The organism is Rhodococcus sp. OAS809 (assembly GCF_040546695.1).
Classification (GTDB): Bacteria; Actinomycetota; Actinomycetes; order Mycobacteriales; family Mycobacteriaceae; genus Rhodococcus_F; species Rhodococcus_F qingshengii.
Window position 1 is genome coordinate 5494034 of record NZ_JBEPOI010000002.1, and the last position, 18358, is coordinate 5512391.

Sequence of the window (18358 nt, forward strand, 5' to 3'; positions counted from 1 at the left end):
CCTGGTACTTCGCGAGAAAGTAGGTGTTCGGTTGTGCTCATGCGCGTGCCGTCTCGGAGAGCAGCTCGCTCAGATGGCTGCGCATGCGATCCGTATCGGCTTCGACACCCGTCAGGAGTGTGAAGGTGTCAGAGGCTTGAGCCACCAGCATCTGGCCACCGTCGAGGACTCGACATCCGAGAGTAATTGCAGCGTCGAGCAATTCGGTGCGCATCGGCCGATAGACGATGTCCGCGACCCACAAGCCCGCGTGGAGCGCCGCGGGGTCGAACGGAGTTCCGGGATGGCCGACCATCCCGATCAGAGATGCGTTGACGACGCCGTCGCACGTAGTCAGGTTGACGGCGATCTCATCGATCGCCAAAGCCGTTGTGCGCGTGCCAGGGAAGGCCGAGGCGACGCGAGAACACACATCGGCAGCGCGAGCGGGATCAATATCTGCGATGCGAAGATCCGTGGTGCCGGCGGCGGCGAGTGCGTATGCCACAGCGGAACCCGCCCCTCCTGCCCCGGCAAGCACCACTCGGTCCAAGGCGGCGTCGGGCAAACCGCGCTGCAGTGCTGTGAGGAATCCGCTGTGGTCTGTGTTGTGGCCGATCAAACGGCCGTTGTGGACGACCACCGTGTTGACAGCACCGAGCAGTCGGGCATTGTCGGACAGTTCGTCGAGTGCGTCCACGACAACCTGCTTGCACGGATGGGTGATGTTCAGTCCGGTGAAGCCGGCTGCGACGGCGCTCCGCACCACCTCGCCGGTCTTTTCGACCGAGACCGTCAGGTTCTCGAGGTCTACCAGTTCGTAGCTGTAATCGTCGAGTCCGAGTGCTGATGCTTCGTGCGAATGCAGCGCCGGCGAGAGGGAAGTCGAGATCCCGGCTCCGACAAGGCCGATTCGGTGACGTGTGAATTCGGTAGTCATGACATTCTCCTGCATAAGTGGGGACGGCCCCTCGCGGCAATTCAGCGCGAGGGGCCGGTCCGGTCAAGCGTTGTTGCTGGTGAGCTCCGAGTCCTGCTTGATTAGCAGGCTCGGCTTCGGTTGGCCCAGTTCAGCTGTGGGCGTGCGGTACGTTTCCGGTCCGGTCATTGCCGCGATGGCGGAGACGACGGCGAAGCCCAGGCACATCCAGGCAACCGGTGTCCAGTTGCTCTTGTCTCCGGCTGAAATCGCCTGAGCGATAGCCGGTGTGAAGCCGGCAACAAGGAGTCCGAGCATGAGGCTGACGGCCATTCCGGTGTATCGGACCTTCGCGGGAAACTGCTCCGGGAAGTACGCCGGGTACGTGCCGTTGGGCATCGCGTAGAAGATTCCGATCATGACGATTCCCGAAGCGAAGACCATGGGAACGCTTTGGGTTCCGATCGAATGGAAGAAGACGAAGATCATCAGGCCGGCTCCGATCGCGCCGACGACGAAAATGGGCTTGCGTCCGTAGCGATCCGAGAGGATGCCGAACAGCGGCTGAGTCAGTACGGCAACAAAATTGGCGGTCGCGATAGCCCACAGCATCGTGGAGCGTTCGAAGCCGGATTCGACGGCGTACGCCAGAGCGAAGACGTTGACGATGGTGTTGATCATCGCGAAGGTCGAGCTCATGCTGATGCGGATCACGGTGCGCCAGTGCGAGCGGAACATCTCGACGACGGGAATTCCGGCCGTCTCGTCCTGTTCCTTGAGTTCCTCGAATACCTCCGGCTCATCCAGGGCGCGACGTAGCCACAGCGCGACGACGGTCACGATGATGCTGAGCCAGAAGGGAACTCGCCAACCCCACGAGTAGAGGTCTTCGTCGGGCAGGCTCGCCACTGGGATGAATACCAGGCTGGAGACGACGATGCCGAACATGATCCCGCTCATGGTGAACGAGGTGAAGAACGAACGACGGTGATCAGGTGCGTGTTCGAGCGTCAGTGCCGAAGAGCCGGGTGATTCACCGCCCGCAGAGAGCCCTTGAAGAAGGCGAAGCAAGACGAGAATGATCGGCGCGGCGATGCCGATCTGGTCGTAGGTCGGCAGGCAACCGACGATGACCGTCGCAACACCCATGAGGAGCAGGCAGGCGAGAAGCGCGTTCTTGCGTCCGTACCGATCGCCGAGGTGTCCCCAAAGCACCGCGCCGAGCGGGCGGGCGACGTAGGCGACACCTAAGGTGCTGATCGAGAGCAGGGTTGCCGTTGATCCGCCGCCGGGGAAGAAGATCTTGGGGAACACCAGCGCGGCCGCGGAGCCGTAGATGAAGAAGTCGTAGTACTCGAGGGTGCTGCCGAGGAAGCCCGAAACGGCGGCGCGGCGCGCGTTCGCATTCGGATGTTCCTCGGTCGAGTTCGTGGATCCGGTGGAGGTGATCGGAGGTGCCATGTGAAGTCCTTTCGTCCCGATGGGCCGGCCGTGGCGGCACGTTTGGAGATGCACCACGCATCGGTGACGTCCCTCACCTTTCGGCGGCTGAGACGACAGTGCCACGAAGGACTATGGCGCGTCCAACACTAAATGAGTCTCAGATAATGACGTTTTTGGTCTCAATCTCCGGCGTCGGCAGAATTTCCTCGGATGTCTCCAATGCGACGGCGAGCGCATCGGTCATGTGCCGCGGTGACCAGGCAATTCCGTGATTCATGAACGTCGGCTCGCCGGTGAGTGGGACGAACACACTGCCAGGTGGGGTGATAGCAGCCATACCGGACGTCATCAGCGCTACACCGACGCCGGCGGCAACGAGCATCAGGATCATGTACGGATCGGTGATCTCCTGAACCACGCGAGGCCTGAAGTCTGCGTTCATGCAGGCGCGCATCGCGGTTTCCTGGAGGGCCGAGCCGGCCGAGAGCGGGGTGGTCACGAATCCGTCGTCGGCCAATTCGCGGAGGTCGATCGCGTCTCTCTCTGCGAGGGGATGGTCGATCGGAAGCACAGCGCCGAATGCCTCTCGTCGGATGAGCCGGGTAGACAGTGATGCGGATTCCACGGGTAGTCCGACGAAGGCGAGATCGAGGGCGCCGCTCTCGAGTTGGATGACCGCGTCGCGCGTCATGATCCGGCCGAGGAGTGTCAGTTCGACTTCCGGATAACGCTGACGCAACGCGCGTGTCAGTGGCGGAAGTGCTTGATAGTTGAGCACTCCGGTGAACCCGATTGTGACTCGTCCGTAGACGCCTCCCGACGACGCACGCGTAGCGTGTCGTGCCGTCTCCATGTTCTCGATGACGCGATAGGCGTGGGGGAGAAAGGCATGTCCGCCGGATGTGAGTGCGACGCTGCGAGTGCTTCGTTCGAACAACTTGACGCCGATGTCCTTTTCGAGCTTTCGGATCATCTGGCTGAGCGGCGACTGGGCCATCTGGAGCCGTGATGCGGCCCGCCCGAAGTGAAGTTCTTCCGCAACCGCGACAAACGCGTGCAACCAGCGGGTTTCCATCGCCAAGGCCTCCAGGTATTTGACGTTGACAACAAACGCCATATATTCAGAATTTCTACACAGTGTGACGGCAATTATGCCTGTTTGCAACATAAATTGAGTGCATAGCGCACAGAAACTCAGGAGTGAATGCGATGCGGGGTTACCCAGAGGGTGTCACAGCGCTCGTTACCGGCGGTGCGAGCGGAATCGGCGCCGCCAGTGCAAAGCTGTTGACGGAGAGGGGAGTTCGGGTGGTAACGGCAGATCTTGCCGACGGCGCGGACGAACAACTCGACGTGAGTGATCCGACAGCAGTCGATGCGCTTCGAACCAGGCTCGGCAGAGTCGACATCTTGATCAACAGTGCGGGAATCGTCGGACCATCAGCGCCACTCGTCGACGTCGACCTCGCGGCTTGGCAGCGTACGTTCCGCATCAACGTCGAAGGGACATTCCTGATGTGCCGGGCGTTCGTGCCGGGGATGGTTGCGTCGGGGTGGGGGAGGGTCGTCAACCTCGCAAGTATTGCGGCCAAGGACGGAAACCCGAATCAGAGTGCATATTCCGCGTCCAAAGCGGCCGTCGTCGCGCTGACGAAATCACTCGGCAAAGAAGTCGCCACCACCGGTGTGCTGGTCAACGCGATAGCTCCGGCGGCCGTGGAAAGTCCTATGAATGCCGGCACCGATCCGGCCATCCTCGCCCGTTCGCAGTCTTTGACGCCGATGGCGCGAATGGGGAGGGCCGACGAGATTGCCGAACTGATCTCCTGGCTGTCGTCGTCGGCGGTAAGTTACTCGACCGGCGCCGTGTACGACGCCAGCGGCGGCCGTGCAACATACTGAATTACCTTCTGGGAGAAATCGATCAGAACCGGAGCAGTGACTGCCACAGTTCGCGAGATGCGTCCTGGTACTCGAGCATGTGCGAGATCAGTTCGCGCAGTGGCTGTGTCGGTTCGAGTTCTTCCGGAAGGAGCGGATTGCGCACGATGACCGCGATCACCGCGCTGCCCAGAGCAAGTGATTCGCGGGCCGCCTCCTCGCGACTGATTGTCGCCAGGCGTGTTTGCGCCTGTGTGAGTGCTTCACGGGCCTCGGCGATGTCGGCCAACAGTGCTTCCGAGTTCCAGAGTGTGCGGATTGTCGAATCATCCTCGGGGGCAAGGTGAGCGATTTCCATGACGGCCGATTCGGGGGCGGCGCCGAGTCGGCGGAGAGTGCGGCGGGCGCTGTCCGTGCCGCCGAGGAGATTGTTCGGACGGACTGCGAGTGTGGGCTTCCACTCCTCGTAACCCGCCAGTCGCAGCGCTTGATCGTGCCGGCGGGCGGCAGTGCGGTCGCTTCGTTTGAGCCCCGAGTGCTCGACGGCGATCCAGGTGCCGTCCCAGGGGCGTATGCGATCGGTACGAGTTCGCCACCCCTCGACCTCGCTGTAGGTGGGGATGCCGTCCGGGTTGAGGACGTACGTTCCACGAGCGGTACGACGCAGTTTGTTCTCTCGGCACAGGCGGCCCGTTGCCACGCGAATGCTCGATGCGCTGACGCCGACGATCTCGCCGGCCCGGGTCAGCACAGCGGTGCTGAACTCGGTGTCCGGGCTCGCTGTTGCGAGGTCCAGCACAACTCGGGTTGCGGACATTCCTCGATCAGTTTGTAACAACTTTTGAACAACTCCTGACAAATTCTGTTACAAGTGGCATGGTTGGTACCGGGAAACCTTATCCGCGAGCAGTGAGGAAATATCGTGACCGACTCCGATCGACCAGGTGGCGATGTCTATGTGGAGCGTGACGGTGGCGTCACTGTCATCGTGATGAATCGCCCTGATCGCAAGAATGCGGTGGACGGGCCGATGGCGGCGCAGTTGCGTGATGCCTTCCTGGAATTCGAGTCGGACGAGAGTCAGAAGGTGGCAATTCTGTGGGGTGCGGGCGGCACATTTTGTGCCGGTGCGGATTTGACCGCAGTCTCCGACCCCGCGCGCGTGCACGAGTTGCATCCGGAAGGCGGCGGCACCGGCCCGATGGGGCCGAGTCGGTTGGTGTTGTCCAAACCGTTGATCGCCGCCGTCAGTGGATACGCAGTGGCCGGAGGGCTCGAGCTTTCATTGCTCGCGGACCTGAGGATCTGCGAGGAGGATTCCGTGTTCGGAGTCTTCTGCCGGCGCTGGGGAGTTCCTCTCATCGACGGCGGGACCGTGCGACTGCCGCGAATCGTCGGGCAGGGGCGAGCGCTCGACATGATCTTGACCGGTCGCCCGGTCGACGCTTCGGAGGCGTTGGCCTTCGGACTGGCCAATCGTGTTGTTCCAGTGGGGCAGTCACTCCAGGTAGCCAAGGAGCTTGCGCACCAGTTGTCCGCTTTCCCACAACTCTGCATGCTCGCGGATCGCGCATCGGCCTACCGATCTTTTGATCTACCACTTGCCGAAGCACTGCGCGCCGAGGGTGTCGCAGGAAATCCCATTGTCATCGCCGAAGGTGTGCGCGGCGCTGCTGCGTTCGCCGCGGGCGCCGGCCGACACGGCCGATTCGAGAACAACCCGAATTCGAACGAGGAAACTGAACCATGATGCCCGTAACCCGAGATCTGATCGCCCGTGGTGCGCGACAGCACGGACCGCGAACAGCCGTCGTCTTCGGCGATCGATCGATGACGTTCACGGAAGTGGACGAACTCAGCAGCCGATTGGCGCATACATTCATCGCGCTCGGTATCGGGCGTGGCGCACGGGTTGCGTTGCTGGTCAACAACTCTCTTGCCAGCGTGCCTGTCGATTTTGCGTGTGTCAAAGCCGGCATCAACAGGGTTCCGCTCAACTCGCGACTCTCGCTCGACGAGCACGCACGAATGCTCGAGGACACCGACACCTCGCACGTCGTTTTCGGTACTGACCTTGCCGGCCGAGCTGCTGAACTGTCCGCCAGGTTCCCGGATCGGACGTTCGTCGGGCTGGAAACAGGTGCGGAGGGGCAGCTTTCGCTGTTGGATCGAGCACAGGGCATGTCTTCGGCCACTCCGGACGTCGAGGTAGATCCCGACGACGTGATCCTGACGCTGTTCACTTCCGGGACCACGGGAACGCTGAAGGCCGCGCAGCACACTCAGCGCAGCTACGCCGGAATCTGCCGCAATGTTCTGCTCAATCTGCTTCCGGCGACTCAGGACGACACGATGTTGCACGCAGCATCACTGATTCACGCCAGCGGTGTCTTCGTGCTTCCGTTCTGGCTCCGTGGCGGTAAGACCGTCATCCTCCCCGGTTTCGACCCGTCGACCTTCTTGGACTCGATAACCGAGCATCGGGCTACGGCAATCAATCTGGTGCCGACGATGATTCAGATGCTCCTCGAACGCCCTGATTTTGCGAGCGCAGACATCTCGAGTCTGAAATCCGTGATCTACGGTGCGTCGCCGATGCCGCTGGCCACCATCGAACGGGCGATGCAGGCGTGGGGGCAACACCGTTTTCTCCAGTACTACGGGCAGACCGAGGCACCGCTGTGTATTGCAGTCTTACGGCCCGAAGATCACACGGAAGATCGCCTGCTGTCCTGTGGTCAGCCGGCCATCGACGTCGAGATCAGGCTGCTCGACGGTGAGGGAAACGAAGTGCCCCAGGGAGAACCGGGTGAAATCGTGATCCGATCGCCATCGGCGATCGCCGGATACTTCAATGCACCGGAACTGAATGCGGAGACCTTCACCGAAGACTGCTGGGTTCACACCCGTGACATCGGTCAGTTCGACGCCGAAGGATTCTTGTTCTTGAAGGACCGAGCTTCGGACATGATCATCAGCGGCGGATACAACGTCTACCCCCGTGAAGTCGAGGATGCACTCCTGACGCATCCGTCTGTCCGTGAGGTCGCCGTGGTGGGTACCGCCGACGCCAAGTGGGTGGAGGCGGTCACGGCTGTGGTGGTACTCGAGGACGGGACCGTCGAAAACGACGTACTGCAAGCATCATTGGTCGCGCACGTCGGCGAGCGACTGGCGTCGTACAAGAAGCCGCGTCGGGTTGTTTTCGCAGAATCCATACCGAAGACGGCCGTCGGCAAGCTCAATCGGAAGGCGCTGCGAGACGAACTCCGCGACGCTATCTAACTCCGCGAGTGCGGAATTGAACGCTGATTCTCGGCCCGAGGGCCCGCGCACTCTTCGGGACACAGTGTTCCCACGTGCGTTGGCAGGATCCGCCCATGACGAGTAGATCTCCGTGTCCGAGATTGAAGCGGATGGATTCGCCGCCCCCACGAGGGCGCAATAGGAGCGGGCGAGCCGCACCGAGAGACAGGATGGCCACCATCGTGTCCTCGGTGCGACTTCGTCCCGTATCGTCCCCGTGCCAGGCAACGCTGTCGGAACCGTCGCGATAGAAACAGAGACCCGACGTGGCGAATGGTTCGCCGAGTTCGTCGAAGTAGTGACTGCTCAGCGCGTCTTTGGCTTCGGTGAGAAGTGCGTCCGGCAGTGGTTGATTCTCTGCGTAGAAACACACCAGACGAGGGACGTCGACAACGCGGTCGTACATCTGACGCCGTTCGGAACGCCACGGCACCGTAGCTTCCAGATTGTCGAACACGGCCTCCGATCCGGTCAGCCAGGCCGGGCGATGGTCGACCCATGCGCCGGCGGTGAGGATACGTCTCTGCACCGTGCCCTCGAGATCGCCCAACGAGACGCCCAGGTCACCGTTGTCGAACAGAGACGGTTGCATCGTGGCGGTCATAGACTCCACCGTACACCGAAATCGAACATATGTTCCCATGAAATTTGATTGCAGTGCTGGACGGCTGTTCATCCTTGCTGGGTGATGTCCGGCGGCGTGAACCTTTGAATACTGTTCTCACGCTATTTCGCCGAAGAAGGGGATGTCATGACTGCTCCGCACCAATCTCATGCGAACCACCCTGTCCGACAAGGCTTTGCCATCGGGACCACGGTGGCGGCAGCATGTCTGCTCTTCGTCGCGGGAATCGTCGCGTTGCTGCAGGGCATCGCGGCTCTCGCGGACAACGATCTGCTGATCGTCGGAGTCAATTACACCTTCGAATTCGATGTCACGACATGGGGTTGGATCCACATCGTGCTCGGAATCATCGGCATCGCGGTGTCGCTGGGATTGTTCGTCGGCATGGCGTGGGCCCGCGGGATGGCATTCGTCATCGCGGCACTTTCGATCGTGGCGAATTTCCTGTGGATGCCGTACTACCCGCTGTGGTCGATCGTGATCATCGCCCTCGACGTCGCTGTGATCTGGGCCGTCGCGACCTGGCGACCTGACGAGGTGTGATCCTCTGACCGAAGTGAGTGGTTCACCTGCGGTAGGTGAACCACTCACTTCGCTGTGTCCGGGCCTCCACGGTTGGCCTCATCCCTACGCGGCGTCAGCGCCGTTTCGGTGACTCGCGATCCTGGTTCTCGCGCGGACGCATGTCCTTCGTCGATCGGTGTGGGAAGCCATGGATCATCGAGCAAGAGATCCAGCAGATCACTACCGTTGCGATTCCGAGTCCGATCGACGCGAATGGTTCCTGCGTAGCCAGCCAGACGCTCAGTCCGATTGCCGTCCCGACGATCAGAATCAGGATGGTGTCGAGTCGTGTCGTTTGCATCGAAATCATCGCCTGGCACAGATAGTTTCTGGCGGCCCGCTGGTTTTGGCGGCCCGCCGCCCGGCGAGTGACAGCCGGGGGCAGACCTTGCGCGGCTGACCCCTCGCTCTGGAAATCGCCGCCGCAAGTGATCAATACCCGCGAAATTCGTCTGCGAAACTCCACACAGGAAGAACAGGACCTTATGCCTCAAGGCCCGACATGCCGGGCCTTGACTATGACGTAGCGTCATAGTTAATGCTGTTCGTATGCGAATCAGCGACGTGGCCAGTGCGGCAGGCACCACTCCGCGGACCGTTCGGCACTATCACCGACTGGGGTTGCTGGCCGAGCCGAGACGACTGTCCAACGGTTACAGAACTTACGAACTTCCCGATCTGGTCAGGCTGATGCGCATTCGTTGGCTCTCCGCCGCCGGCATTCCACTCGGATCCATTGCCGCGATGATCGAACCGACGCCGATCGATGCACGAGAACCGGACGACTTCGCCGAAGATCTTTCCTCCCTGATCGCGGAGATAGACCGGAAGCAGCGCGTCCTCGCAGACCAGCGAGTGCGCCTCGAGGAAATGCTCACGGCGCGAGGTGCTGGGAGGGTGGTCTCGCCGCTCCCGATGGAGCTGCTGTCGGTGTTCGACGAGTTGATCGCGTCGTCCCCCACGGGTTCGGTGCGACGCTTGTTCGAGCGCGAACGCGACATGTGGGAATTGGTGGCGATCTCGGGCGCAGCGCCGCACGAACTGTTCTCCACAGCTGCGCGATTGCTGTCCGACGAGAGCGACCGGAATCGAATTGTCGATCTGTACCGTCGTTTCGCTGCATTGGCTGGGCGTGAGGTAGTCGACGTTGCAGACGAGATCGCGTGTCTGTCCTGCGAGCTGGAGGAATCGCTGGCCGGGGTGCTCGGCGACGTGTGCTCAGACGGAGACTCTGCAGGTGTCGGCTTTTCGGTCGCGATCGCGGATCTGGTGCCTGATCCAGCGCAACGTGAAGTGGTTGCGCGCGTCGCAACACGTCTCATGTCAGGCGGTACGGCGTGATCCGATCACTGTGGTTGTTCTCGACGGGCAGGAGAGACGGAGGTTCCAGTGATACAGCGACTTTCGGCTACGCGGGGGGGACCATGTCGATACCGGTGGCATTTGTTGCGGCGAGTGTGATCGAGGCCGTGGCGATTCACTTCCTGGTGCCGTGGCAGTGGCTTCGCGTCGTGCTGCTCGTTGCAACGGTGTTGTCGCTGATTGCGATTGGCGGTTGGCTTGCCGGACGCGTCGTGCACCCGCATCTCGTGTCCGCTCGAACGGTGGTGTTTCGTTCCGGCACGGGCATTCGAGTCGAGGTGGACCGATCACGGATTTCGCGGGCGAGCATGGTCCGAAGATTCGGTGAGACAGCAAATGCGATTGTCGACGATCGCTTGGTTCTGCCGGGGCCCGACGGCACTGTCGTGGATGTCGACTTCGATCAACCGCTCTCGGTCACGCTCCCGAAACGGCTCTCGAAGGCCACTCCCACCACGATCGGTGGGCTGCGGTTGCATGTCGACCAACCCGGCGAATTCTGTGCAGCGTTGTCGCGGGACTGAACTCGCAAAGATCGTCTGGAGTCGGTCAGAGCGGAGACCTAGATGGAAGACCTTCAGGGAATCGGCTCGACAACCAGCCACTGCACCGTGCCACCGACATTCCATAGTGCGTCGGGGTTGTCGAGCGAGGCCGCGTACGTTGTCGCGGCTTGGTCGCCGGCGATCTCACCGCTCTCGCCCGACGGCGGGTTGGGCTCGAGGAATTCGGAGGGGTGCGGGCCTGGCCATGCAGGCACGTCGAACGGGGAAATGCTGGTGTCGATGAGGCCAGGTCGATGCACGGTCACCCGGTCGGGAACTTGCTTGGTTTCCGCCGCCACGGCGATGCCTGGTCCTTCGGCAGCTTCGCCGTCGCCGCCACCGCAGCCTGCCACTGCAAGAACAAGTCCCGTGATTGCCACACCCACTACCGCATGACGTATCCGCACCGTTTTCTCCTAGCCGGGGCTCACCCCGTTCGAACTCCACTATTGCATCTCGCCAACTCCGCGGGATGCGTCTTTCGATAAATGTGGGAAACGCACTGAATGTGCTCGACAGGAGAATTGGATTGTACTGTGAGCCATGCCGACCCTGCTTCGACGTGCAATCAAGATCGGCGCGGTAGCGCTGGCAACGATTGTGGTGGCGGCCTACCTGTATCTGGCCTTCACTTATCGCAGCGCTGATGTCTTTGCGCCGCCAGGGCGCATCGAGTCTCTCGGCCGGACCTACCTGATCAGCAATTTCCCGCCGCGCACTCGTGAAGATCTCGAACAGCGATTCGCGCAGGGCCATCGTGAGCAGTACACCTTGGAACAAGTGAGTTCCGTATTTCCGTGGCGCGCTGTCTACCAGTGGCAGAACGACCAGATCCGCGGCCAGGCGACGTCGAGCGCGTACCTGAAATGGGGCGAGACGTACATCAGCTATTCGCTTTCGGGTGGCCCATGATTCTGCGTAGACCGAGTCGAACTCACATCGCTTCGTCTGCTGTCGCTCGTCGGGCTACTGCTGCACCGGACTGAGCCTGCCACCGTTCTTCGATGCGGCCGTACCGCCACACGAGGAGGGCGATCAGCCAGGTGACAACAAAGAGTCCGACGATGATGAAGCCCATCGCGCCGAGATCCAAGTTCCCGATTGCGCCGAGAATCCCGTCGTGGATGTCGAGTTTGTCGGTGAAGATCGAGATGATTTCCTGGGACCCGATCAGCAGTGCCACTGCCACCGAGAGTCCGGTGATCACCATGTTGTAGTAGATCTTTCGGACCGGCTGAGCAAATGCCCAACCGTAGGCGAAGTTCATGAACGATCCGTCGATCGAGTCGAAAAGCGACATCCCGGCGCAGAAGAGGATCGGCAGAACGAGGATCGAATACCACGGGAGCCCTGTCGCCGCCGCGCCGCCGGCGATCACCAACAGCCCGACTTCGGTGACGGTGTCGAATCCCAATCCGAACAGTAGGCCGACCGGGTACATGTGCCAGGGCTTGCGAACCATCTTCATCACCGGGCCCAGAATCTTGTTCAAGGCGCCGCGGCTGTCGAGTTCCTTCTCGAGTTGTTCCTCGTCGAAGGTTCCGGCCTTGTACTTCGTGTACACCCGATGAATCCCGATGAGAGAGAAAAGATTCAGGAGGCCGATCAAGATCAGGAACGTGCCGGAAATGGTGGTGCCGAACAAGCCGGTCCACTTCTCCAGATCGGAGTTGTCGTCGGAAAGGCTGGTGGCCAGTTGCCGCACACCCAAAGCCAAGAGGGCGACGAGTACGAAGACGATGGTCGAGTGTCCGAGCGAAAACCAGAACCCGACGGACATCGGTTTCTTGCCGTCCGCCACCAACTTCCGAGTGGTGTTGTCGATAGCGGCGATGTGATCGGCGTCGAAAGCATGGCGCATGCCGAGCGTGTACGCCGTTACGCCGAGTCCGACGCCGAAGACACTGCCTTCGATCGTGTAGTGGCCGGGGACAACCAGGCCGAGAAGAACTGCCCACCCGACGACGTTGAGCGCTACGACGGTGACGGTCATCCCGATGATGCTTCGACGCTGGCCTCGATCCAGACTGTGCCAAGCACCGGCGATTCGAGTGCCCGTCGTGGTCATTGTCGTGGACATCGAACCTCACCGATCCTTCAGTCGCGGCCGGCGGCCACGCTACTGAAATCGTATAAGTGTTCAACTGTTCAGATAAGCGCCTGGAGGTTACAAATCACCCATCCGGGGGTAAAACTGCTTTGCTCCCGGATGGGAAATGCTCAGGCGAACACGGTATTGACCAGCGCGACGTAGATCGTCGTTCCGACGACGATGCTCAGGACGGCATTCTTTCGCCAGAGGTGCGCGGCGATCGTGGCGCACACTGCAATCAGTTCGGGTAGGCCATGAGAAGGGGCGGTGATCGACACCCCTTTGAGTGAATACATGACGAGAATCAACATGACGCCTGCCGGCATGTAGATGCCGAGGTAGCCGACCAGGGCGGAGGAGCGCAGCGGCATGAGCGCGGCGAAGGGGATTGCGCGCAGCGCGAAGGTGACCACGGCCATGACTGCGACCGCCGCAAAGATGTACGAGGTGTCAGGCATCGATCTTCGCCTTTCGTGAGTCGTAGACAAAGCGCCCGATCAGGAAGAGCACGAAGGCGCCCATCGCAATTGGCAGCATGTGGTCCGGCGCTGCGAGCCGGGCGACCAGAGCGCAGGTGACCGCGGCGACCGGCACCGCGAATCCGTTTTGTGCGCGAATCGCTTCGATCGAGAGGACGACGAACAACGCCGTCAGGGCGAAGTCGAGGCCGACGATCGAGTCCGGAATCCACTGTCCTGCTGTCGCGCCCAGAATCGCGCCACCGATCCAGTAGCCGTGCAGGTACAGCTGGGAGTAGACGATGACGCGTCCGGTGAGTGCCTTGGGATCGGCAGTTACCGACATCGCATAGGCCTCGTCGGTCAGCGCGAACATGCTGTAGAAGCGGGCGAAGGGGTTGCGAATCTTTTCCAGCGGAAAACTCAAGGCGTAGAACACATGTCGAAAGTTGACCAGCAGTGCGGTCAGAGCGACGTACGGCAGCGGTGTCATGGCCGCGACCATTCCGACCGCGAGAAACTCCAGCGATCCTGCGTAGATCAGCGAGGTGAAAGCGACTGCCCACCAAGGGCTGAGCCCTTGTTGGACCACAAGAACGCCAAGTGCGATCCCGAGTGGGAGCAGGCCGAATCCAACCGGTAGCGACAGCTGGAAGGCGTGCCGCCACGCCGGGGTTCGCGGTGGGAGTTCGACGGCCGGTGCGGCCGTCGACGATGCTGGTTCGATCACGACGCAAATCTATAACAAAGATCGAGGTGATCGATTGCTCAGAATGCCCACATATTGAACGGTGCGCAATAATAGTGCGATGGATGCCATGGATGACGCAATTTTGTTTCACCTACGCCAGGACTCGAGTTTGACCAATACCGAGTTGGCGGATCTGGTGGGTCTGACACCGTCCCCTTGCCTGCGCCGCGTGAAAAAGCTCGAAGCCGACGGAATCATCACCGGGTACCGCGCGATCGTCAGTCAGGAAGCGCTTGGCCGAGGATTTCAAGTGATCGTCACCGCCGAGATCGGAGTCAACGACCAGGCCACCATCGAGGACTTCGAATCCCAGGTCGCCGCCTTCGACGAAGTGATCGAATGTCGGAGATTGTTCGGAATTCCCGACTACTTCATTCGCGTCGCGGTGAAAGATCTCGCGACGTACGAGAACTTCATGGTCACCAAGCTCAGCGGGCTTCCGGCTGTCTCGCGGGTGACATCGTTGATCACCATGAAGACCATCAAGAGTGTCGACTGATGCCCGGGCTCGGCTGAACCTTCACTAGGTGTCGGTGGTCGGCGTTAACGTCGGAACATGGGATACGAATTTCAAGTCACAGTAGATTCGGCACATCCGCACGAACAGGCGAAGTGGTGGGCCGCAGCACTCGGGTGGGCAGCGGAGCCCAGCGACGAAGACTTCATCAGGGGCCTCGTCGCCGCTGGTCACGCCAAGGAATCCGACACCACGACATTCGAGGGAGTCCTCGTCTGGCGCGAAGGTGCGGCCATCAGCGATCCGGAGCATCCCGAACGTCCCCGCGTTCTGTTCCAACTGGTTCCGGAATCGAAGACGGTGAAGAACCGGCTCCATTTCGACATACGAGTGGGCGACAAGCGCGAGGATGTCGCAGCGCACCTCGAGACGGTGGGGGCGACGATCCTGCACCGAGGAGCGCAGGGGCCGAGCGTGTGGATCACGATGACCGATCCCGAAGGAAACGAGTTCTGCGTCAGCTAGCGGTACGAACTCGGAGTGTCGCCGGTCCATCGTTTGAAGGCCCGACGGAAGGCGCTGGGCTCGGAGAACCCCAATCGCGCCGAGAGTACTTCGACGGATTCTCCGCGCCGCAAACCAGCGATGGCTACGTCGCGGAGCACTTCCTCGCGTAGTTGATTGAGTGATGTTCCGTCACGCCGCAGCAGTCGACGCAGATGGGGAACGCTGATCGAGAGCATCTCCGCGATCTCCTCGGCCGTGGAGGTTCGCCCCTTCACCCCGAGTTCCAGGACCCGTCGTACCTGCGCCGACGCAGTGCTGTCGTAATCACGTTCGGACATGAGCTGAATCGGAGATTCTCGGAGGTACTCCTCCAACGTCTCCTCGGTTTGGATGATCGGTGCACGCATGGCCGAGTTGTCGAACTCCAGTGCCGCGCGCTTCGCGCCGAAGGTGACCGGCGCTCCGAAGATGTAGTCGTAGTCCTGCGCCAACCGTGCATCCGGTGCCGAGTACGGAAACTCGACCGCCCGAAGTCGGACGCGCTTTCCGATCAACCATGCGGAAAATCGGTGCAGCAAGATCAGGACGAAATCGGTTGTGACACGTTCTGCGACATCAGGTTCGGCGACGCCTTCGCGAGCTCGGACAGCGAAACTCACCCGAGTGCTTTCCTCGCCCTTCTCGATCGACAGTGGGGCCAGAGCCGGTAGCGCACGGATCACGTCGGACATTCGAGCGAAGGCCGATCCGAGATCAGGGCAATGGATCAACGTCAGGCAGATCAATCGGAAAGTGCCACGGGGGACCGGGGCGGATCCGAGGCCGAACAATTCGTCGTCGGTGATCTGCCAGGTGGATTGGATGAACGTGGTGACCTGAGTCGGGGTCAGCCGGGCGCGCGGGTCGGACAGTGTCTCGAGGTCGATCCCGGCAGCGCGCAGTGCACCCGACAAATCGACGTCGTTGTCCGGCGAGAACGCGAGATAGCGGTGGACGAATGCGGTCGGGATGGTCCGCGCTGTCATGGGTGCGCTGCTCCTTGGAGCAGGTGGAGACGGCGTGCAGCTTCGGACAGAATGTGGTCCTGCTTGCAGAAGGCGAAGCGCACCAGGTGCTTCCAATCGTCGCGGTTGTCCGCGAACACGTCGACCGGAACGGCCGCGACGCCGATCCGCTCGGGCAGTGCGCGGCAGAAATCTCCCGCATCGGTTTCGCCCAACGGTCTGATGTCGGCAAGGAGGAAGTACGTGCCGCCACCGGAATGCACCGTGAAACCGGCCTCGGTCAGAGCTTTACCGAGCACGTCGCGTTTGCCTTGCAAGCTCTGTCGAAGTTCGACGACCCACGGCTGTTCGTTGGTGAGCGCGTAGGCAACGGCCGGTTGGAACGGTGCACCGGCAACAAATGACATGAACTGCTTGGCGGCACGGACTCCGTCGATGAGTTCGCGCGGGCCGATCGCCCAGCCGGTTTTCCAGCCGGTGACATTGAAAGTCTTTGCGGCACTGGACACCGTGACGGTGCGCTCACGCATGCCCGGGAGCGACGCCATCGGTGTGTGGGTGAGGCCGTCGAAGACCAAGTGCTCGTAGACCTCGTCGCTCAACACGATCAGGTCGCGTTCGCATGCGAGTTCGGCGATCGCTCGAAGTTCGTGATCGGTGAATACGGTGCCGGTGGGGTTGTGAGGACTGTTGACGATCAGCATCTTCGTCTTGGCGGTGATCGCGCCGCGCAATGCATCGAGATCGACCGCAAATCCGTCTCCCGCGGTTACCAACGGAACTGTGCGACGTACAGCGCCTGCCAACGCGACGGATGCAGCGTAGGAGTCGTAGTACGGCTCGATCAGCACTACTTCTTCGCCGGGTTCGACCAGTCCGAGAATCGCAGCACTGATCGCCTCGGTGGCGCCGACGGTGACCAGAACTTCGGAGTCGGGATCACTGTCGAGTCCGTAGCGGATGCGCCGATCCTCCGCGATGGCCTGACGCAAGACGGGCATGCCCGGACCGGGCGGGTATTGATTGACGCCCTCGGCGATGGCTCGGCGCGCTACCTCGAGCATGGCCGCAGGACCGTCGGTATCCGGAAAGCCCTGACCGAGGTTGACCGCGTCGTGAAGTGTGGCCAACGCTGTCATCTCGGCGAAGATCGTGGATGCGAACGGCTGCAGACGCGAGACGGTGCGGTTGCGGGGCGTCGAAGGCATCTTTGCAGCTTAGTCGGCTGACACCGCATCCTCACATCCGCTCGGACGCGGTGCTTGTCACGTTTGAATCGCCGCCATCGTCCAACTCTGTAGAGAGCATCGAATCCGGTGCCCCAGAACATACGGAGGCTTGCCATGACTCGCATTCCCGCAGTGACACCGTCAGAAGCCAGTCCGTTGATCAAAGTGGCATACAAATTCGCCGCCAGGCAGTACGACGAAGTCCCCGAGCCCTTTGCCGTCCTGGCCAACCATCGGAAATTGTTCGTAGCGGCTGCCCGCCACGAAATGGCTGTGCAGAAGGCGTCGAAGGTGCTGCCGTCGAACATTCGTGAACTGGCCGTCTATCGCGTCGCCTGGACTGTCGGCTGCTCGTGGTGTGTCGACTTCGGGACGATGCTCTCGCGCTTGGACGGTTTGGACATCGACAAGTTGAAAGAGATCGCGAACTACCGGGATTCATCGAAGTACAGCGAAGACGAGCGGGCCGCGATCGCCTACGCCGACGCCATGACCGGTGACCCCCATGGGGAGAACGGGGTGACGGACGAACAGGTCGCGGATCTCGAGCGCAGGTTCGGGCGAGCGGGCGTCGTGGAACTGACCTATCAGATCGGGCTCGAAAACATGCGCGCCCGGATGTATTCGGCGTTGGGGATTACCGAGCAGGGGTTCAGCACCGACTCCTGCCGTGTGCCCTGGGCAGAAGAATGATGCGCTGATTCGTCTACGGCAACTATCGACAATGCTCCGCAGATACGTGATCATGATTGACTAGTTCACGCATCTGCGGAGCATTTCGGCTTGTTAGGTCCGCACTTGCGACCTACGATCACCTGGTGCCCAACATTCGAATCCGCGAAGCTGCCGGCCTGCTCGGTGTTAGTGACGACACCGTCCGGCGGTGGGTCGACGGTGGGCTTCTCACCGCGACGACGGACGACTCCGGCCGCAAGGTCATCGACGGTGCCGAGTTGGCGGGCTTCGCCCGGTCCAACGCCGGACCCGCACCGGCCGATCCGCTCACGGGTGCGAGTTCGGCCCGCAACCGGTTCGCCGGCCTCGTCACCAAGGTCGTCACCGACAAGGTGATGGCTCAGGTCGAAATGCAGTGTGGGCCCTTCACTGTCGTCTCGTTGATGAGTACCGACGCGGTTCGGGAGCTCGGACTCGAGGTCGGGAGTATCGGAGTCGCAATCGTGAAGGCCACCACGGTCATCGTGGAAACGCCGTAGTTTTTGAACATACTGGAGGAAA

The 18358-nt window shown here is 61.3% G+C and carries 23 protein-coding genes; 11 read left to right on the top strand and 12 right to left on the bottom strand.

Annotated elements, in window-relative coordinates:
• Nucleotides 1-37: 37 nt before the first annotated feature.
• The 3 genes from ABIE52_RS28765 to ABIE52_RS28775 form a co-directional block, all read right to left on the bottom strand.
• Entirely contained in the window at nucleotides 38-919 is an 882-nt protein-coding gene (locus tag ABIE52_RS28765) for a shikimate dehydrogenase (RefSeq protein ID WP_192712258.1), read from the bottom strand.
• A gap of 63 nt (nucleotides 920-982) precedes the next feature.
• Nucleotides 983-2359, bottom strand: coding sequence for an MFS transporter (locus ABIE52_RS28770; protein WP_162113742.1), 1377 nt, complete (start codon nucleotides 2357-2359; stop codon nucleotides 983-985).
• 139 nt (nucleotides 2360-2498) lie between these two features.
• Complete coding sequence (locus tag ABIE52_RS28775) at nucleotides 2499-3416, bottom strand: LysR family transcriptional regulator (RefSeq protein ID WP_020970528.1); 918 nt, start codon at nucleotides 3414-3416, stop codon at nucleotides 2499-2501.
• A gap of 134 nt (nucleotides 3417-3550) precedes the next feature.
• Between ABIE52_RS28775 and ABIE52_RS28780 the strand changes: the two genes are divergently transcribed.
• Nucleotides 3551-4243: an SDR family NAD(P)-dependent oxidoreductase gene (locus ABIE52_RS28780; protein WP_047270983.1), complete on the top strand. Its 693-nt coding sequence runs from the start codon at nucleotides 3551-3553 to the stop codon at nucleotides 4241-4243.
• Nucleotides 4244-4265: 22 nt separating this feature from the next.
• On the opposite strand, the gene ABIE52_RS28785 is transcribed toward ABIE52_RS28780, so the two are convergent.
• The gene (locus ABIE52_RS28785) at nucleotides 4266-5039 is read right to left on the bottom strand and encodes a hypothetical protein (RefSeq protein ID WP_054188890.1); all 774 of its coding nucleotides are present in this window, start codon (nucleotides 5037-5039) and stop codon (nucleotides 4266-4268) included.
• A 105-nt stretch (nucleotides 5040-5144) separates the two neighbouring features.
• Between ABIE52_RS28785 and ABIE52_RS28790 the strand changes: the two genes are divergently transcribed.
• The gene (locus ABIE52_RS28790) at nucleotides 5145-5972 is read left to right on the top strand and encodes a crotonase/enoyl-CoA hydratase family protein (RefSeq protein WP_003939849.1); all 828 of its coding nucleotides are present in this window, start codon (nucleotides 5145-5147) and stop codon (nucleotides 5970-5972) included.
• A complete protein-coding gene (locus ABIE52_RS28795) occupies nucleotides 5969-7507 on the top strand; it encodes a class I adenylate-forming enzyme family protein (protein ID WP_192712259.1) in 1539 nt (512 codons plus the stop codon). Before ABIE52_RS28790 ends, ABIE52_RS28795 begins: the two co-directional genes overlap by 4 nt.
• On the opposite strand, the gene ABIE52_RS28800 is transcribed toward ABIE52_RS28795, so the two are convergent.
• Entirely contained in the window at nucleotides 7500-8132 is a 633-nt protein-coding gene (locus ABIE52_RS28800) for an alpha-ketoglutarate-dependent dioxygenase AlkB (protein ID WP_007733562.1), read from the bottom strand. The two genes, ABIE52_RS28795 and ABIE52_RS28800, sit on opposite strands and share 8 nt — an antisense overlap.
• Before the next feature lie 147 nt (nucleotides 8133-8279).
• Here ABIE52_RS28800 and ABIE52_RS28805 point away from each other — a divergent pair, with 147 nt between their 5' ends.
• Nucleotides 8280-8696, top strand: a complete 417-nt coding sequence (locus ABIE52_RS28805) for a DUF7144 family membrane protein (RefSeq protein ID WP_007733561.1) — start codon at nucleotides 8280-8282, stop codon at nucleotides 8694-8696.
• 94 nt (nucleotides 8697-8790) lie between these two features.
• Here the strand turns inward: ABIE52_RS28805 and ABIE52_RS28810 are convergent, their stop codons facing one another.
• On the bottom strand, nucleotides 8791-9018 hold the full coding sequence (locus ABIE52_RS28810; RefSeq protein WP_020970523.1) for a hypothetical protein: 228 nt from the start codon (nucleotides 9016-9018) through the stop codon (nucleotides 8791-8793).
• A 248-nt stretch (nucleotides 9019-9266) separates the two neighbouring features.
• Here ABIE52_RS28810 and ABIE52_RS28815 point away from each other — a divergent pair, with 248 nt between their 5' ends.
• Together ABIE52_RS28815 and ABIE52_RS28820 are read left to right on the top strand one after the other, a co-directional pair.
• The gene (locus tag ABIE52_RS28815; protein ID WP_192712260.1) at nucleotides 9267-10058 is read left to right on the top strand and encodes a MerR family transcriptional regulator; all 792 of its coding nucleotides are present in this window, start codon (nucleotides 9267-9269) and stop codon (nucleotides 10056-10058) included.
• 83 nt (nucleotides 10059-10141) lie between these two features.
• Nucleotides 10142-10603 carry a hypothetical protein gene (locus tag ABIE52_RS28820; RefSeq protein WP_003940014.1) on the top strand — a complete coding sequence of 154 codons (462 nt, stop codon included), beginning with the start codon at nucleotides 10142-10144 and terminating at the stop codon, nucleotides 10601-10603.
• Between the two features lie 53 nt (nucleotides 10604-10656).
• On the opposite strand, the gene ABIE52_RS28825 is transcribed toward ABIE52_RS28820, so the two are convergent.
• Nucleotides 10657-11031: a hypothetical protein gene (locus tag ABIE52_RS28825; protein WP_003940551.1), complete on the bottom strand. Its 375-nt coding sequence runs from the start codon at nucleotides 11029-11031 to the stop codon at nucleotides 10657-10659.
• Between the two features lie 136 nt (nucleotides 11032-11167).
• On the opposite strand from ABIE52_RS28825, the gene ABIE52_RS28830 reads away from it, so the two are divergent.
• The gene (locus tag ABIE52_RS28830; protein WP_054825539.1) at nucleotides 11168-11536 is read left to right on the top strand and encodes a hypothetical protein; all 369 of its coding nucleotides are present in this window, start codon (nucleotides 11168-11170) and stop codon (nucleotides 11534-11536) included.
• Nucleotides 11537-11558: 22 nt separating this feature from the next.
• On the opposite strand, the gene nicT is transcribed toward ABIE52_RS28830, so the two are convergent.
• The 3 genes from nicT to ABIE52_RS28845 all read right to left on the bottom strand — a co-directional run bounded on the left by nicT (nucleotide 11559) and on the right by ABIE52_RS28845 (nucleotide 13904).
• Entirely contained in the window at nucleotides 11559-12704 is a 1146-nt protein-coding gene (nicT, locus tag ABIE52_RS28835) for a Nickel transporter NicT (RefSeq protein ID WP_082661372.1), read from the bottom strand.
• Between the two features lie 140 nt (nucleotides 12705-12844).
• A complete protein-coding gene (locus tag ABIE52_RS28840; protein WP_003940007.1) occupies nucleotides 12845-13174 on the bottom strand; it encodes a branched-chain amino acid transporter permease in 330 nt (109 codons plus the stop codon).
• Entirely contained in the window at nucleotides 13167-13904 is a 738-nt protein-coding gene (locus tag ABIE52_RS28845) for an AzlC family ABC transporter permease (protein WP_003940360.1), read from the bottom strand. Before ABIE52_RS28845 ends, ABIE52_RS28840 begins: the two co-directional genes overlap by 8 nt.
• Nucleotides 13905-13983: 79 nt before the next feature.
• On the opposite strand from ABIE52_RS28845, the gene ABIE52_RS28850 reads away from it, so the two are divergent.
• Both ABIE52_RS28850 and ABIE52_RS28855 read left to right on the top strand, forming a co-directional pair.
• The gene (locus tag ABIE52_RS28850) at nucleotides 13984-14424 is read left to right on the top strand and encodes an Lrp/AsnC family transcriptional regulator (RefSeq protein ID WP_020970517.1); all 441 of its coding nucleotides are present in this window, start codon (nucleotides 13984-13986) and stop codon (nucleotides 14422-14424) included.
• 57 nt (nucleotides 14425-14481) lie between these two features.
• On the top strand, nucleotides 14482-14907 hold the full coding sequence (locus tag ABIE52_RS28855) for a VOC family protein (RefSeq protein ID WP_003940409.1): 426 nt from the start codon (nucleotides 14482-14484) through the stop codon (nucleotides 14905-14907).
• Here ABIE52_RS28855 and ABIE52_RS28860 read toward each other — a convergent pair.
• Nucleotides 14904-15914 carry an AraC family transcriptional regulator gene (locus ABIE52_RS28860; RefSeq protein WP_003940556.1) on the bottom strand — a complete coding sequence of 337 codons (1011 nt, stop codon included), beginning with the start codon at nucleotides 15912-15914 and terminating at the stop codon, nucleotides 14904-14906. The two genes, ABIE52_RS28855 and ABIE52_RS28860, sit on opposite strands and share 4 nt — an antisense overlap.
• Nucleotides 15911-17101, bottom strand: coding sequence for a pyridoxal phosphate-dependent aminotransferase (locus ABIE52_RS28865; protein WP_003939670.1), 1191 nt, complete (start codon nucleotides 17099-17101; stop codon nucleotides 15911-15913). Before ABIE52_RS28865 ends, ABIE52_RS28860 begins: the two co-directional genes overlap by 4 nt.
• Before the next feature lie 135 nt (nucleotides 17102-17236).
• Between ABIE52_RS28865 and ABIE52_RS28870 the strand changes: the two genes are divergently transcribed.
• Together ABIE52_RS28870 and ABIE52_RS28875 are read left to right on the top strand one after the other, a co-directional pair.
• Entirely contained in the window at nucleotides 17237-17815 is a 579-nt protein-coding gene (locus ABIE52_RS28870; RefSeq protein ID WP_007733549.1) for a carboxymuconolactone decarboxylase family protein, read from the top strand.
• Nucleotides 17816-17940: 125 nt separating this feature from the next.
• Entirely contained in the window at nucleotides 17941-18336 is a 396-nt protein-coding gene (locus ABIE52_RS28875) for a TOBE domain-containing protein (protein WP_003940157.1), read from the top strand.
• Nucleotides 18337-18358 lie beyond the last annotated feature (22 nt).

Excerpts from the sequence above, each read along its gene's own strand:
- ABIE52_RS28785 (WP_054188890.1), bottom strand. The coding sequence starts at position 5,039 with ATGTCCGCAACCCGAGTTGTGCTGGACCTCGCAACAGCGAGCCCGGAC.
- ABIE52_RS28860 (WP_003940556.1), bottom strand. The coding sequence starts at position 15,914 with ATGACAGCGCGGACCATCCCGACCGCATTCGTCCACCGCTATCTCGCG.
- ABIE52_RS28800 (WP_007733562.1), bottom strand. The coding sequence starts at position 8,132 with ATGACCGCCACGATGCAACCGTCTCTGTTCGACAACGGTGACCTGGGC.
- ABIE52_RS28765 (WP_192712258.1), bottom strand. The coding sequence starts at position 919 with ATGACTACCGAATTCACACGTCACCGAATCGGCCTTGTCGGAGCCGGG.
- nicT (WP_082661372.1), bottom strand. The coding sequence starts at position 12,704 with ATGTCCACGACAATGACCACGACGGGCACTCGAATCGCCGGTGCTTGG.
- ABIE52_RS28795 (WP_192712259.1), top strand. The coding sequence starts at position 5,969 with ATGATGCCCGTAACCCGAGATCTGATCGCCCGTGGTGCGCGACAGCAC.
- ABIE52_RS28855 (WP_003940409.1), top strand. The coding sequence starts at position 14,482 with ATGGGATACGAATTTCAAGTCACAGTAGATTCGGCACATCCGCACGAA.
- ABIE52_RS28840 (WP_003940007.1), bottom strand. The coding sequence starts at position 13,174 with ATGCCTGACACCTCGTACATCTTTGCGGCGGTCGCAGTCATGGCCGTG.
- ABIE52_RS28805 (WP_007733561.1), top strand. The coding sequence starts at position 8,280 with ATGACTGCTCCGCACCAATCTCATGCGAACCACCCTGTCCGACAAGGC.
- ABIE52_RS28865 (WP_003939670.1), bottom strand. The coding sequence starts at position 17,101 with ATGCCTTCGACGCCCCGCAACCGCACCGTCTCGCGTCTGCAGCCGTTC.
- ABIE52_RS28770 (WP_162113742.1), bottom strand. The coding sequence starts at position 2,359 with ATGGCACCTCCGATCACCTCCACCGGATCCACGAACTCGACCGAGGAA.
- ABIE52_RS28870 (WP_007733549.1), top strand. The coding sequence starts at position 17,237 with ATGACTCGCATTCCCGCAGTGACACCGTCAGAAGCCAGTCCGTTGATC.
- ABIE52_RS28810 (WP_020970523.1), bottom strand. The coding sequence starts at position 9,018 with ATGCAAACGACACGACTCGACACCATCCTGATTCTGATCGTCGGGACG.
- ABIE52_RS28775 (WP_020970528.1), bottom strand. The coding sequence starts at position 3,416 with ATGGAAACCCGCTGGTTGCACGCGTTTGTCGCGGTTGCGGAAGAACTT.
- ABIE52_RS28830 (WP_054825539.1), top strand. The coding sequence starts at position 11,168 with ATGCCGACCCTGCTTCGACGTGCAATCAAGATCGGCGCGGTAGCGCTG.
- ABIE52_RS28820 (WP_003940014.1), top strand. The coding sequence starts at position 10,142 with ATGTCGATACCGGTGGCATTTGTTGCGGCGAGTGTGATCGAGGCCGTG.
- ABIE52_RS28780 (WP_047270983.1), top strand. The coding sequence starts at position 3,551 with ATGCGGGGTTACCCAGAGGGTGTCACAGCGCTCGTTACCGGCGGTGCG.
- ABIE52_RS28850 (WP_020970517.1), top strand. The coding sequence starts at position 13,984 with ATGGATGCCATGGATGACGCAATTTTGTTTCACCTACGCCAGGACTCG.
- ABIE52_RS28815 (WP_192712260.1), top strand. The coding sequence starts at position 9,267 with ATGCGAATCAGCGACGTGGCCAGTGCGGCAGGCACCACTCCGCGGACC.